General features: G+C 71.6%; 9 protein-coding genes and 2 pseudogenes. 7 read left to right on the forward strand and 4 right to left on the reverse strand.

What is annotated here, in order from left to right:
* Positions 1-189 precede the first annotated feature (189 nt).
* From ACZ4LX_RS14030 to ACZ4LX_RS14045, 4 genes and pseudogenes are all read left to right on the forward strand, one after another.
* Positions 190-669, forward strand: coding sequence for a molybdopterin-dependent oxidoreductase (locus ACZ4LX_RS14030; RefSeq protein WP_467649643.1), 480 nt, complete (start codon positions 190-192; stop codon positions 667-669).
* Positions 660-1,148, forward strand: coding sequence for a hypothetical protein (locus ACZ4LX_RS14035; protein ID WP_467649644.1), 489 nt, complete (start codon positions 660-662; stop codon positions 1,146-1,148). The genes ACZ4LX_RS14030 and ACZ4LX_RS14035 overlap by 10 nt, the downstream gene beginning before the upstream one ends.
* A 309-nt stretch (positions 1,149-1,457) precedes the next feature.
* Positions 1,458-2,360: an SAM-dependent methyltransferase gene (locus tag ACZ4LX_RS14040; RefSeq protein WP_467649645.1), complete on the forward strand. Its 903-nt coding sequence runs from the start codon at positions 1,458-1,460 to the stop codon at positions 2,358-2,360.
* Positions 2,361-2,825: 465 nt separating this feature from the next.
* Positions 2,826-4,687 (forward strand): annotated as a pseudogene (locus ACZ4LX_RS14045) (CocE/NonD family hydrolase).
* 55 nt (positions 4,688-4,742) lie between these two features.
* On the opposite strand, the pseudogene ACZ4LX_RS14050 reads toward ACZ4LX_RS14045, so the two are convergent.
* Positions 4,743-5,503 (reverse strand): annotated as a pseudogene (locus ACZ4LX_RS14050) (aminotransferase class V-fold PLP-dependent enzyme).
* A gap of 183 nt (positions 5,504-5,686) precedes the next feature.
* Between ACZ4LX_RS14050 and ACZ4LX_RS14055 the strand changes: the two are divergent.
* Positions 5,687-6,073: a VOC family protein gene (locus ACZ4LX_RS14055; protein WP_467649646.1), complete on the forward strand. Its 387-nt coding sequence runs from the start codon at positions 5,687-5,689 to the stop codon at positions 6,071-6,073.
* A gap of 118 nt (positions 6,074-6,191) precedes the next feature.
* Here ACZ4LX_RS14055 and ACZ4LX_RS14060 read toward each other — a convergent pair whose 3' ends face one another.
* The 3 genes from ACZ4LX_RS14060 to ACZ4LX_RS14070 form a co-directional block, all read right to left on the reverse strand.
* Positions 6,192-7,760, reverse strand: coding sequence for a mucoidy inhibitor MuiA family protein (locus ACZ4LX_RS14060; protein WP_467649647.1), 1,569 nt, complete (start codon positions 7,758-7,760; stop codon positions 6,192-6,194).
* Positions 7,761-7,768: 8 nt separating this feature from the next.
* Positions 7,769-9,838, reverse strand: coding sequence for a DUF4139 domain-containing protein (locus ACZ4LX_RS14065; protein ID WP_467649648.1), 2,070 nt, complete (start codon positions 9,836-9,838; stop codon positions 7,769-7,771).
* A gap of 89 nt (positions 9,839-9,927) precedes the next feature.
* On the reverse strand, positions 9,928-10,344 hold the full coding sequence (locus tag ACZ4LX_RS14070) for a Fur family transcriptional regulator (RefSeq protein ID WP_467649649.1): 417 nt from the start codon (positions 10,342-10,344) through the stop codon (positions 9,928-9,930).
* 236 nt (positions 10,345-10,580) lie between these two features.
* On the opposite strand from ACZ4LX_RS14070, the gene katG reads away from it, so the two are divergent.
* Positions 10,581-12,812 carry a catalase/peroxidase HPI gene (katG, locus tag ACZ4LX_RS14075; RefSeq protein WP_467649650.1) on the forward strand — a complete coding sequence of 744 codons (2,232 nt, stop codon included), beginning with the start codon at positions 10,581-10,583 and terminating at the stop codon, positions 12,810-12,812.
* Positions 12,813-12,956: 144 nt separating this feature from the next.
* Positions 12,957-13,505: a nitrobindin family protein gene (locus tag ACZ4LX_RS14080; protein WP_467649651.1), complete on the forward strand. Its 549-nt coding sequence runs from the start codon at positions 12,957-12,959 to the stop codon at positions 13,503-13,505.
* Positions 13,506-13,567 lie beyond the last annotated feature (62 nt).

The following is a 13,567-nucleotide window of genomic DNA, read 5'->3' on the forward strand; positions in this document are numbered from 1 at the left end:
CGGCCCTGGATCTCCCACCGGCTCGCGGCAGACCGCCCGGCAGCCGTGCATGCGCTGATCATACTGCCGCAGGTGCCAGGAGGAAGTCTGCTGTTGGTTCGCATCAGTCGGAATCGTGATCGCGGTGGCTGGCATGTGCGTTTATACGGGGGGTGGGTCCGGGTACGGTTTCCCGGGAGGTGGTAGCCCATGAGTCAGTCCCTCCCGGGTGCCGGTACGGCCGGCGCTGTCCCGGAAATCGCCCTCGGCGGCGATCTGGCCCGCCCGGTCCTTCTGACGGTGGCCGATCTGTTCGCCTGGCCGCAGCACGCGGCGGACGTCAGCTTCGAGTGCGCCACCAGCGGAATCCGGCATCACCGCTTCACCGGCCCGCTGCTGTACGACGTACTCGTGGGCGCCGGGCCCGGATTCGACCTGGGACGCCGCAAGGACCGCCTCCGCTTCCTGGTCGCGGTGTCCGGCGCGGACGGCCACCATGCCCTGTTGTCCTGGGCGGAGATCGATCCCGACTTCGGACGGGCCCGGGTGCTGCTCGCGGTGACCATCGACGGCACCCCGCTCGACCACGCGGGCCCCCAGCTCGTCCTGCCGCAGGACCGCTGCGGCGCGCGGCACATCAGCGGTATCAACGCCGTACGCGTGGACGGTGGGTACTCCTCGTGGGAGTGACACCCGGTGCTGTCCGTACGAGTGTGGGCTGCACGACCGGGGCCGACGCGGCGAGTTCGGCGCGGACGGCTGCGGACTCCTGGGAGACGCGCTGGAGTTACGCGTACTTCCCCGGGACGGGGCTCGAAGGCGTCCGGAGCGTCGGGCGTGATCCGGAAGGTGCGGAGGCGCACCGGCGGGAGGCGGAGCGCCGGGGGCTCTGGTACGAGGACGGCGAAGAGCCGCACGAGCGCGATGAGCCGCTGGCCGAATGGTTCTACGAGGTGTGCGTCGGGGCGGCTCGGCGCCTCCACGCGAGCGGTCGGATCACCGGGACCCTGGGGCAGCCGCCGCCGGTGATCCTCTACGACATGTTCGACCCGGACGCGATGTTCCGGCTGACCGGGGATGCCAATCCGGCCGGGTTGGTGAGGGAGTTCCTGGCCGGGGATCCGGGCGCGGGGCAGTGCGCCGGATCCGGCGGACCGTCCGGGGCCTGACCGCGGCGGGTGCGAGGTGGCGCCTGGGTGACCGGGACAGCGGGTGCGAGGCGGCGCCTGGGTGACCGGGACCGGAAGTCCCTGGCACACCGCATCACATGACGAAGCGGCAGACACCGGGACGGGCCGGGCGGTGCCCCGCGCGCGCTGTCGGGAAGCGGTCGGGGGAAGGACGGCGGTACCGGGGAGGAGCGGGCGAAGACGCCGGGCGGGTGCGGAGCAAAGTGGCGGGCAGGTGCGGGCACCACCACGTCGGCCTGGGCGTTAGGTTGTTGACCATTACTCCGGTTCGCCATATCAGGAGGCACCATGTCCGGTGACGCCCTCAAGCAGGACCCCGCGGAGCTGAGAAGGAGGATCGACAGCAGCAAGGCACACCCGGCCCGCGTCTACGATGTCTTCCTCGGCGGAAAGGACCACTATCCCGCGGATCGCGGCGCGGCAGCCGCCGGTCTCGCCGCCAACCCGCGCGGTTATCTCGATGTCAGGCACAACCGCGACTTCCTGCGGCGCGCCGTCACCACGCTGGCCGAGGACGACGGCATCCGCCAGTTCCTCGACATCGGCACCGGTCTGCCGACCGCGGAGAACGTGCACCAGATCGCTCAGCGCGCTGCCCCTGAGACGCGGGTGGTCTATGTCGACAACGATCCGGTCGTCCTTGCCCATGCCCGCGCGCTGCTCACCAGTGGCCCCGAGGGACGTACTGACTATGTTGACGCCGATCTGAAGAGTCCGGCGCAGATTCTTGAACAGGCCGCGCAGACTCTTGACTTCAGCCGCCCCATCGCGCTGTGTCTCGTCGCGATCCTGCACTTCGTGGAGGACGAGGAGGCGTACCCGATCGTTCGCGAGCTGGTGGACGCGCTGCCCGCCGGAAGCCGGCTTGTTCTCAGTCACCTCACCGAGGACCTCAATCCGGCGAACATACGCGCGGTCCAACGCACTTACACGGAGCGGGGCTTCACCTTCGTGCTCCGTGGCCGCAAGGATGTCGAGCGTTTCTTCACGGAGGCCGGACTGGAGGTCGCGGCCCCGGGGGTGGTGCCGGTGCACCACTGGCGCGCGGACAACGCGGCCCCGGTTCCCGAGCAGCCCGAAGAGGCCTATCTGGCAGGTCTCGAAGACATCGAGAAGGTCCGGTACAAGGACATCAACGACGTCACGGACGCCGACATCAACGTGTACGGGGGGCTGGGCATCAAGGTCTGATGTCCTTCGGCGGTGCCGGCGCCCGGATCACGGCTCCGGTGGCGTGGCCAAGGAGCGGGTGGCTGTCCGCAGTCGGCCCTCGCGTTGCCGCGGACGGGGGACTCCGCGCCGTGGGGCGGTGCCGGCGTCGGCCGGGGCCGTGGTGACGTTCAGCGCCGGGACGCGGGAAGGTCCGCGGCGCGACCGGGGGCGGACGTACGACGCCTTCCTGTCGGGTTTCACCGCCGGTTCGGATCCGGCTCCCGGCGCCGACCGCCGCTACCGGACGGTCGGCGGTAACAAGCCGTACATGTGGAGGCGTTGATCCGTGAACACGGTGATCGTAGGCTCCCTCACTGTCAGTTTGTTGACATGTTCGCGTCTATTCGCGGATGTGTTGCGGCCCGTGAAGCAGTCTCGACGGGTGGCGGGCCGACAGCGATCGGCGCCGCCCGCACCATGGCTCACCACACACCGGAGGAGCATGTGAGAGCACATCGCGCGGCAGCCCTGGCTACCTCGGTCCTTGTCACCACTCTCGCCCTGACCGGCGCCCTGGCAGGGCAGGTCACCCCCGCCGCGGCGGCGGAGCCCGCCGTCGTCGCCGGCACCGCAGGTCCGTCCGGTCCCGTCACCCACGAGGAGAACGACCGGGTTCCCGAGGGCGCTGTCTGGACACAGCACTACTTCCCCTCCTCGGATCACTCCGGTACCGAACTGCACGCCGACGTACTGCTCCCCGAGGGGCTGCCGAAGGGTGCGCGGGTCCCCGTCATCCTGTCGGTAGGTCCCTACTTCGGGCATTCGGGCCAGACCGGTCCCGAGGGCTGGAGTCACACCGGTCCCTCGTCCCGTTTCCAGGACTTCATCGAAGGCACGGGCCTGTTCGCCCACGGCTACGCCTTCGTCATGGTGGACCTGCGCGGCTTCGGCGGCTCCACCGGCTGCCTCGACTGGGCGGGCCCCGGTGAACAGGCCGATGTCCGGGCGGCCATCGACTGGGCGGCGGACCGGCCGTGGTCCAACGGCGCCGTCGGCATGTACGGAAAGTCCTACGACGCCTCCACCGGCCTCATCGGCAACAACCTGGACCAGCGTGCGCTGAAGGCGGTCGTCGCACAGGAACCGGTCTGGGACATGTACCAGTACATCTACTCCAACGGGGTGCCCCGCCCCAACGTCACCGGCACCGCGAACGCCTACAACTCCATAGCCACGCTCGCCGCATTGGCGGACGACGACGCCCGCTACCGGGCCAACGCCGCCTACGAACAGGCGCATCCGGAATGCCTCACCCAGAACGCCGCGGGCTACCGGACGACCGATCAGTACAGCCGCTACTGGACCTCCCGCGACCTCGCCAGGAAGGCCAAGGGCTCCGACACCCCGCTCTTCGTCACCCAGGGGTTCATCGAGAACAACACCAAACCCGAGGAGATGGAGGAGTACCTCGACAACCACAAGGGCCCCGAGCGAGGCTGGCTCGGGCAGTGGGAACACGTCCGGGGCGGCGACCGTGCCCCCGACGGCCGCCTCTCCATGGGCCGCGAAGGGTGGTACGAGGAGACCCTTTCCTTCTACGACCAGTACCTCAAGGGCAAGCGGCCCACGGTCTCGTACCCGGCCTACTCCGTGGAGGACTCCACCGGCACCTGGCGCGCCCAGCGCACCTGGCCGGGCGAGTCCCGTTCGGTGGACGTCGCGCTCGGCGACGGTGCGTACGTGGACGACGGGGGAGCGTCGGCACTCGGCGCCGCTGCCGGGAGCGGCAGCCCGGGGCCGCGTGCCTACTTGCGGCCCTCCGGCGAGTGGGACATGGAGAACGCCCCCTCCCTCGACCCGGCCGCACCGGTGACACCCGCCGGGCGCCGGGCCGCCGGCGAGGTGGCATCCAGCTTCTTCGTCCGGTCCGAACCGCTCGCCAGGGCGGTCCGCGTCACGGGTACCCCCGGCTCTCCTTCACCGCGAAGGGCAGTGGCAACGTCATGGTGAAGCTGTACGACGTCGCCCCGGACGGCACGGCCGTCATGTTCGACGAGCAGGTGTCCCTGGTGGAGACAGGCAGGCTGACCGTCGACCTCAAGGCCACCGACTGGACGCTGGCCGCCGGACATGTCCTGGCGGTGGAGATCGGCTCCATCCAGTCGGGCTCCTGGCGGGACACCCCCTCGGGCGAGACGGTCCAGGTGAAGGGCGCCGGGCTCGCACTGGCCCTGGACGACCCGGCGAACGATGTCGCGACCGCCGGTGCCCGCTCCCCTTTCCTGGACACCTACCTGCGTCAGTACACGGTGCGGCTCCCCGCGGCGGAGGGATCGTTCCGGCTGACACCCGGCCGCTCCCGCTGAGCGGGAACGTCAGCCGGGACGTCAGCCGGTACGCCGGGCGGACGTGTGGCCGGTGTCAGCCGCACGGTGTCTGCGCGAGGAAGGCCGCAAGACCTGCCAGCAGCCGGTCGGCGTCCTCCTCGCTGCTGTACGGGGCCAGGCCGATCCGCAGCCCTCCCGCGTCGCTCAGCCCCAGGTGGCGTGAGGCTTCGAGGGCGTAGAACGAGCCTGCGGGCGCGTCGACACCCTGTTCCGCCAGGAACAGCGACGCGTCCGCCACCGACCGGCCCGGGAAGGTGATCAGCAGGGTGGGGGTGCGCACGGCCGCGCGCGAGCGTACGACGACCCCGTCGAGAGCGGACAGGCCCTTCTCGATACGGACCCGCAGGGCGTCCTCGTGGGCCTCGATCTGCTCGAAGGCCGCCGCCAGCCGCTCCGGACCGTCGCGCCGACGGCCTCGGCCGCCTGTATCCAGGGGCGGATGTTGGCGTCGTGATCGAGGCGGCTGACCACCACCTCGTCCTCCGGTCCCCAGTCCTTGGCCAGGGTCCGCGCCAGGTCGTAGGTGAGCTGGGTGGAACTGCGCCCGAACACGATGCCGCGTGGCTCCGCACCCACCAGGTCCGCGAGCGCAGCCCGCGCCCCGGCCACGATCGCCTCCGCGTTCCGCTCGCCCTCGTTCTGCCTGCCCCGTACGGCCAGCGGCCGGGACAAGGCGTCCACGACCGCGTCGATCACCGGCTGCGAGGTCTGGGTACCGCCGGGCGCGTCGAAGCGGGCCGACCCCGTCGTCAGGGCCGGAATCTGCGCGCGGAGCGCGGTGACGTCGAGGGGCATGCGTTCTCCCTGGCATGAGTGGGGTTGAGCTGGAGGGCCGGGGCGGCTCCCGGAACGATCCTGCCCCGGCCGTATACAGGGGCATACGGCCGGGGCGCCGGAGCCGGCGTCCCCCGCCCGACCGACAGAGGTGCGACGCCTTTCGCTGGTGCTGCCCGCGTCGCCTGAGGCAGGCTCATCTCCATGATCTCGGTAGTGCAGAACGTAGCGATCGATTGTGCGGACGCCTATGCCCTGGCAAGTTTCTGGAGCGAGGTGGTGGGCTGCCCCCTGCATCCGGAGGACGAACCGGGCGCCCTGGAGACCGAGGTGATGCTGCCCGTGGGCCCCGTGCTGCATTTCAACCAGGTGCCGGAGCCCAAGACGGTCAAGAACAGGGTGCACCTGTGCCTGCGCCCGACGGCGTCGCGCGAGGAGGAGGTGGAACGGCTGCTGGGTATCGGAGCCATTCTTGTCACCGATCGCCGTGAACCCGACGGGGCGGGCTGGGCGGTCCTGGCTGACCCTGAGGGCAACGAGTTCTGTGTGCTCCGCAGCGAAGCCGAGCGTGCGGCGATGTCGCACTCCTGAGGAGGCCGGGGCGAAGCCGCGGCCACGCCGGGAGCCCGCCCGACGGGAGATGACGCGCGTGGTGGGGGCATCGGCCGAGGGCGGACCGCCGGGCCGGCGACGGTGGCCCGCCCTCGCCTCAGAGCCCGGTGACCTTGGCGCTCGCCGACAGTTCGTAGACCAGGGTCACCGTGCTCCGGCCGCCGGGCGGGAGGGTGACGTCCCAGCGGGCGATGCCGTCGGCGTCGATCGTGTCGGGCGGCGGGGAGCAGGAATCCTTGTGTACGCGTACGGTCACCGCCTCGACTTCGGAGACGGGAACACGCTCCCGAAGCGCGACCACCCGGTCTCCGTGCTCGCCCGGGGCGGAGAACCGGGACAGGTGCAGCCGGACTGTGCGGGTGACCACGGTCCGCTGGGTGAGGGCGGTCGAGTCGCGGGACTCGGCCGCCCTGCGGACGACCCGGTAGTCGTCGCGGCTGCCGAAGGCCAGTTCGGCCGGGGCGCCGGGGGCGGTGAAGTCCAGCGTGCCGCGACCGCTGAATCCGTTGCCCCGGACCAGGTCGACGGGTCCGGCGAGCAGGGCGTGGCCGGACAGGTTGTCGAACCGCACGACCTGGGTGACCAGCGGGGAAAGCTCCGGCGAGCAGGCGTACTCGCTGGGCGCTGACGTCGTGAACGCGGAGAGGGGCACCCGGTGGGCGCGGCCGTCACCGGGCACCGTGACCGGCGTGGGGGACTTCAGCACCCGCGCCTCGCCGCCGTCGTCCACCCCCGGCAGTCCCGGAACGGAGGCCGGCCCGAGGGACGCGGTCTCCTCCTCGCGCAGTGCGACGTCGACCGTGCGGCGCTCCGCCGCCGAGCGGTCCCTGAGGGTGAGCCGGTCCTCGTTCAGCCGTGGCGGTTCGGTGGCCTGCGCCGAGCGGGCCGTCGACAAGGTCAGCCGCACACCGGACCAGTCCTCGCCGGTGCGCTGCCAGACCATCGCGTCGGTCTCCAGTGTCAGCGAGTCCCCTTCGAGAACGGCCCGGTAGGCGGGGCGCCACAGCGCACACGGAGTGAGATGACTCAGCCGCAGCCCGACGGGCCCGGCGACCGCGGCCTCCACGGTCAGCTCGATGTGGGCGGACAGCTCAGCAGGTTCGTCCTCCGAGAGATACAGCGCCTGCTGCACGTCCCTGAGTTCGTCGGTGAGGGAGGACAACCGGGCTTCCAGTGCGCGCAGTCGCTCGCCGTGAGTCTCTCGCTCGGCATCGATCCGGTCCAGCTCGCGGGTCCACCGGTCCCGCTCCGTCTCCCCCGATCCGGCGCCTTCGCCGATGTCCCGCAGCAGATCGGCGGCCAGGCGGCCGATCAGACCGAGGCGGGTGCGTAGCCGGTCGCGTCGCTGCTCCAGGGCCAGTTGCTCCTCTTCGAGGCGGTGCGCGCGCCGGAGCAGAGCGGAGGCGTCGGCCGTGGGCGGCGACGGGTCGCGCGGCGTCCAGCTCCGCACGATCCGCACGTCGAGCACGGTCGCGGGGTGCTCGGATGTCAGCTCGGCATGGAGGGTCCGGTCGACGGCCTGCGCACTGACCGGCCCGAGACGCAGCCGCTGGACGCCGGCCTCCAGGCCGACCACGGCGGCGCGCTCGACATGGGCGCGATCCTCGAGACAGGTGACAGCGGTGACCGGAAGGGCGACCGGCTTCGGGTTCGGTTCCGTGGACATGAGGTGTGTCAGCTCCTGCGGTTGCCGCCGACCAGGGACGTGCCGGCCGGGATACGGATCTCGTAGCCGCCGTCGAGAGCGGCGGTGGCCCCTGCCGGCAGGTCCAGCCGCCAGACCCGGGTGCCCGGTGCGTGCCGGTCCGGTCCCACGCCCTCGTCGGGTGCCGTCCAGCTGGCCCGTTCCTCGATCCTCACGTCCGGTTCGGAGGTCACCGGGATCCGCTCGTGGACTTCCACGGTGACGGGCCTCGTGAGCCGGTTGGCCAGCTCGACGTGGACCCGGTGGTCGAGCACGGAGGTGTTGTTGCGCAGGCCGGACGTCGACTCCCGCATGCTCGTACGGTGCGTCACCCGGATGCCCTCGGCGGGCCCGAGCCCCACCCGGCGGACCCCGCCGGGGGCCAGCGTGGGCAGCGCGGCGGTCAGCAGGAACTCGTCGTCGACGCTGACCTCCACCGGGCCGGCCAGCAGTGCCTGGCCGGTGGCGTTGGAGAGCAGCAGCGTGGCGTACACGGCCTGTTCCACGGATGGCACGCAGACGTACTCGGTGCGCAGCCCGACCGGGATCTCGCCGACGGTGACGGTGTGCCAGGTGCCGTCCGACGGAATGTCGGCGCGCGCCGCGGCATCGAAGCGGTGGTCGAAGGACCCGGCCGACTCGCGTGGCCGCACGGCGTGTCCGGGCAACGGCAGCGCGGCCACCGCTTCGGCGCGGCGGCGGAACTCGGCCGCCACCGGATCGGAGGGCGAGCCGGAGAACAGCCGGCCTCTGCGACCGCCCTGCTCGTCCGGGCCGCACAGCGTGAGGGCGGCGTAGTCGAGCTCGGCGCCGCTCGGCTGCGGCGGACCGGTGACCGGCGGCGCGGGGGGCGTCGGCGTGGCCGCACCGGGAGCCGGCGGCGCGGGGGCGTCCCCGAAGGACCGGCCCCCGGAACGGGGCCTGTGGTGCGGCAGGCCCGCCGGCGGCTGCGCGAAGGCGGGCATCCCATGGCCCAGGGTCTCCGGGACAACGCCGCCCGGTGCCGCCGGCGACGGCGGGGGAGGCGGCGGGGGAGGCGGCGGACCGGGGCTGTGCGCGGATCCGGCCGCCGCGCCCATGGGGGCCGCGCCCGCCCCGGCGGCCACGGGTCCGGTCGCCCTCTCCGGGGCGGGACCGGCCGCGTCGTAACCGTTGAACAGATCGAGGAGCCCCGCCGGGGGTTCGCGCCAGCCGGAGGGCGCGGGGGCGGGCTGGCCGCGCCCGATCCGGACCGAGCGGAGCCTCGGCAGGCCGGTGTGGCGCCTGAGGTCGGCGGTGGCCAGGGCGATACGTACGCCGGTCCAGTCCTCGCCGGTCCGCTGGGCGACCGAGGCACGCAGCACCAGTCGGCCGCTGCCGTCTCCCTGACGGTGAGCGAGGCGGTACGTGGGCACCCAGACAGCGCCGGGCACCCCGTATTCCAGCTCCAGTTCCACCTCGGCGCCGTCGGTGTCACCGGCACCGACGAGCGTCAGGAGAGCGCAGACCGTGGTCTCCACATGTGCTGAGGGTGTGTCGGTGGAGCCGCGCTCCAGCCTGTCCGTGGCGACCGCGAGTTCGTGCTCGGCCCGGCGCAGCGCCTCCTCCAGTCCGGCAAGGCGGTCGTGCAGCACCGTCAGCCGCTCCTCGACGAAGTCGGCGAGCTCCAGCCACGCGTCGGCCGGGGTGCGGCGGTGCGGGTCCTCGCGCCTGCGGGGAGGCGGCACCGGCTGAACTGCCCTCACCTCCTCGATCGCACTCAGCTGCCGGTCCCGGCGCGCCCGCGCCGCGGCGCACGCGTCGCTCAGCCGCTCGTACTCGGCCCGTGCGGTGTCCGGCGCGTCCGCGCCGGTCAACTCGGCCTCGGCTTCCACCCGGGCCTCGGTGACACGCACCCCCGGGGCGCCGGCGGCCCGTATCCGCAACGAGCCCGGGTCCAGCGAGCGGGGCAGCCCCGTCACGCGTATCCGGCCACCGGACGGCACGCCGCCCCGGGCCAGGCGGCGGCAGAGCGCGCCCTGTGCGTACACGACGACGGAATCGAGGGCCGACTCCCACCTCGGTACTGATTCAGCTGTCATGCGCTCCGCCCCCGCCGCGTCCATGGTGAGCGAAGCCTACGCCCGGCCGGCCCGCCGGTCCGCCGTTCCGTGCGGGTCATCCGTGCGGGTCAGACGGGGCCGCACTCCGGGCACCGGCCCCGATAGGTCACCTCGGCCTCGGAGACGGTGAAGCCGAACCGTTCCGACTCCGGCAGTTCCGCCAGGAGATCGCCGACGGGATGGACGTCCCGGATGGTGCCGCAGCCCGAGCACACGAGGTGCTGGTGGGGGTGGTGGGCGTTCGGGTCGTAGCGCTTGGCGCGGCCGTCGGTGGCCACCTCGGTCACCTCACCCAGCGCGACGAGCTCGCCGAGTGTGTTGTAGACGGTGGCGCGGGAGATCTCCGGCAGCCGGGAAGCGGCGCGTGCGAGCACCTCGTCCGCGGTGAAGTGGACATGTTCACCGGCGAGCACTTCGGCGACCACCCTGCGCTGAGAGGTCATCCGCCAGCCACGTGCGCGAAGCCGTTGCAGCAGGTCACTCATGCTCACCAGCCTAACTGTGCGTTGTCCGACGAATGGATCCGTACACGCCTGTCGTTCGTATTGACTTGGACTATGTCCATCGTAGGATCGGTTCCGGCCGACGGCCAAGGGACAGGACAGCAGCGCGGAAAAGTACGAGACGTCAGGAGACGGGGCCCGCCCCGGTATCCCGGCCCGGCTTTTCCACCGTCCGGAGTTCCTCAGCACCGTGATCCGCCCCGTCCGGAAGGATTTCCATGACTGAGAACCACGACGCGATCGTCACCGACCCGAAGGCCGAGGAGGCCGGTGGCTGCCCGGTCGCGCACGGCCGTGCGCCCCACCCGACCCAGGGCGGTGGCAACCGCCAGTGGTGGCCGGAGCGGCTCAACCTGAAGATCCTCGCCAAGAACCCCGCAGTGGCCAATCCGCTCGGCGAGGAGTTCGACTACGCCGAGGCGTTCAACAGCCTCGACCTTCCGTCGGTGAAGCGTGACATCGCCGAGGTGCTGACGACGTCGCAGGACTGGTGGCCCGCCGACTTCGGCAACTACGGCCCCTTCATGATCCGGATGGCGTGGCACAGCGCCGGCACCTACCGCATCAGTGACGGCCGAGGCGGCGCCGGAGCCGGTCAGCAGCGCTTCGCCCCGCTCAACAGCTGGCCGGACAACGCCAGTCTGGACAAGGCCCGCCGACTCCTGTGGCCGGTCAAGAAGAAGTACGGCAAGAACCTCTCCTGGGCCGACCTCATCATCCTGACCGGCAATGTGGCCCTGGAGACCATGGGCTTCAAGACCTTCGGCTTCGGCGGCGGACGCGCGGACGTGTGGGAGCCCGACGAGGACGTCTACTGGGGCCCCGAGACCACCTGGCTGGGCGACGAGCGCTACACGGGCGACCGTGAGCTGGAGAACCCCCTCGGCGCGGTGCAGATGGGCCTCATCTACGTCAATCCCGAGGGCCCCAACGGCACTCCGGACCCGATCGCCGCGGCCCGCGACATCCGTGAGACCTTCCGCCGCATGGCGATGAACGACGAGGAGACGGTCGCCCTGATCGCGGGCGGACACACCTTCGGCAAGACCCACGGTGCGGGACCGGCGGACAACGTCGGCCCCGATCCCGAGGCCGCCCCGATGGAGCGGCAGGGCCTGGGCTGGGAGAGCGCGTACGGCACCGGCAAGGGCGCCGACGCCATCACCAGCGGTCTTGAGGGCATCTGGACCGACACCCCGACGGCCTGGGACAACAGCTTCTTCGACATCCTCTTCGGCTACGAGTGGGAACTGTTCAAGAGCCCCGCGGGCGCCCACCAGTGGCGGCCGAAGGACGGTGCCGGCGCGGGTACGGTCCCCGACGCGTTCGACGCGTCGAAGACCCATGCGCCGACGATGCTGACGACGGACCTGTCGCTCCGGTTCGACCCCGCCTACGAGGAGATCTCCCGGCGCTTCCACCAGAACCCCGACCAGTTCGCCGACGCCTTCGCCCGCGCCTGGTTCAAGCTGACCCACCGCGACATGGGCCCGGTCGTCCGCTACCTCGGTCCCGAGGTCCCGGCGGAGACCCTTGTCTGGCAGGACCCGCTTCCGGCCCGGACGTACGAGCCTGCCGACGCGGCGGACATCGCTTCCCTCAAGGCGCAGATCCTCGCTTCGGGCCTGTCCGTGTCCGAGCTCGTCTCCACCGCGTGGGCGTCCGCCTCGTCCTTCCGGGGCAGCGACAAGCGGGGCGGCGCCAACGGTGCGCGCATCCGCCTCGAACCGCAGAGCGGCTGGGAGGTCAACGACCCGGACCGGCTGGCGACGGTGCTGCGCACCCTTCAGGGGATCCAGGAGGCCTTCAACTCCGCCCAGTCGGGCGGCAAGCGGGTCTCCCTCGCCGACGTCATCGTGATCGGGGGCGGCGCCGCCGTCGAGAAGGCCGCCGGGGACGCCGGCTTCGACATCGCGGTGCCCTTCACGCCGGGCCGCGTCGACGCGTCGCAGGAGCAGACGGACGTGGAGTCATTCGTCGAGCTGGAACCGTCCGCCGACGGGTTCCGCAACTACCTCGGCAAGGGAAACCGGCTCCCCGCCGAGTATCTGCTGCTCGACCGGGCGAATCTGCTGAACCTCAGTGCCCCCGAGCTGACCGTCCTCGTCGGTGGTCTGCGTGTCCTGGGCGCCAACTACCAGCAGTCCTCACTGGGTGTTCTCACCGAGACGCCCGGGTCCCTGACCAACGACTTCTTCGTCAACCTGCTCGACCTGGGCACGACGTGGAAGGCCACGTCCGACGACCAGAGCACGTTCGAGGGCCGTGACGCCGCCACGGGCGAGGTCCGGTGGACCGGCAGCCGTGCCGACCTCGTCTTCGGCTCGAACTCCGAACTGCGCGCCGTCGCGGAGGTCTACGCGAGCGACGACGCGAAGGAGAAGTTCGTCAAGGACTTCGTCGCCGCGTGGGACAAGGTGATGAACCTGGACCGGTTCGACCTCGTCTGAGCGTGAGTCCGGGCCGGTCCATGAGGGCCGGCCCGGAACACTGCGGCCCCGGAACGTCGCCGGAACGGGCCCGGATACTTCGCCCGGGCGGGCGGCCTGGTTACGCTGCCAACCGGCAACGGCCCCGACCCAGGAGCGCACCTCATGTCCGACCCCGCCCGGAAGCCCCCGTACGCCGATGCCCTTCGGCCGGACGCGCTGCCCGCACCGCACCCCCTGCTGGAGCCCCTGCTCGGTTTCCTGGGCAGTTGGACGGGCGGGGGCCGCGGTGGGTATCCGACCCTTGCCGAGGAATTCGTGTACGGGCAGGAGGTCACCTTCAGTCATGACGGCCGGCCGTTCCTCCGCTACGAGGCGCGCGCCTGGCTGCTGGACGCGGACGGCGACCCGCTGCGGCCTTCGGCGCGGGAGAGCGGCTGGTGGCGGATGCAGCCGGACGGGCGTGTCGAGGCGCTGGTCACTCAGCCCACCGGTGTCACGGAGATGCTGACCGGCCACGCGGCCGACGGCGTGGCGGACCTCGCCACCCACCAGGTCGCTCTCACTCCCACCGCCAAGCAGGTCGACGCCACCCGCCGGCGCTACACGCTCACGGCCGACGGCACGCTCGACTTCGTCCACGACCTCGCGGCGGTCGGCCGGCCGCTCCAGCACCACCTCTCGGCGCGGCTTCACCGGACGGACCGGGACTGAGGGCTGTTCCGCAAGCGTGTCGTGGAGAGCAGGTCCGGACAGCCGGGTGCGGTGGGGCGACG

The organism is Streptomyces sp. NPDC026062 (genome assembly GCF_055568375.1).

Excerpts from the sequence above, each read along its gene's own strand:
- ACZ4LX_RS14030 (WP_467649643.1), top strand. The coding sequence starts at position 190 with ATGAGTCAGTCCCTCCCGGGTGCCGGTACGGCCGGCGCTGTCCCGGAA.
- ACZ4LX_RS14040 (WP_467649645.1), top strand. The coding sequence starts at position 1,458 with ATGTCCGGTGACGCCCTCAAGCAGGACCCCGCGGAGCTGAGAAGGAGG.
- ACZ4LX_RS14055 (WP_467649646.1), top strand. The coding sequence starts at position 5,687 with ATGATCTCGGTAGTGCAGAACGTAGCGATCGATTGTGCGGACGCCTAT.
- ACZ4LX_RS14060 (WP_467649647.1), bottom strand. The coding sequence starts at position 7,760 with ATGTCCACGGAACCGAACCCGAAGCCGGTCGCCCTTCCGGTCACCGCT.
- ACZ4LX_RS14065 (WP_467649648.1), bottom strand. The coding sequence starts at position 9,838 with ATGACAGCTGAATCAGTACCGAGGTGGGAGTCGGCCCTCGATTCCGTC.
- ACZ4LX_RS14070 (WP_467649649.1), bottom strand. The coding sequence starts at position 10,344 with ATGAGTGACCTGCTGCAACGGCTTCGCGCACGTGGCTGGCGGATGACC.
- katG (WP_467649650.1), top strand. The coding sequence starts at position 10,581 with ATGACTGAGAACCACGACGCGATCGTCACCGACCCGAAGGCCGAGGAG.
- ACZ4LX_RS14080 (WP_467649651.1), top strand. The coding sequence starts at position 12,957 with ATGTCCGACCCCGCCCGGAAGCCCCCGTACGCCGATGCCCTTCGGCCG.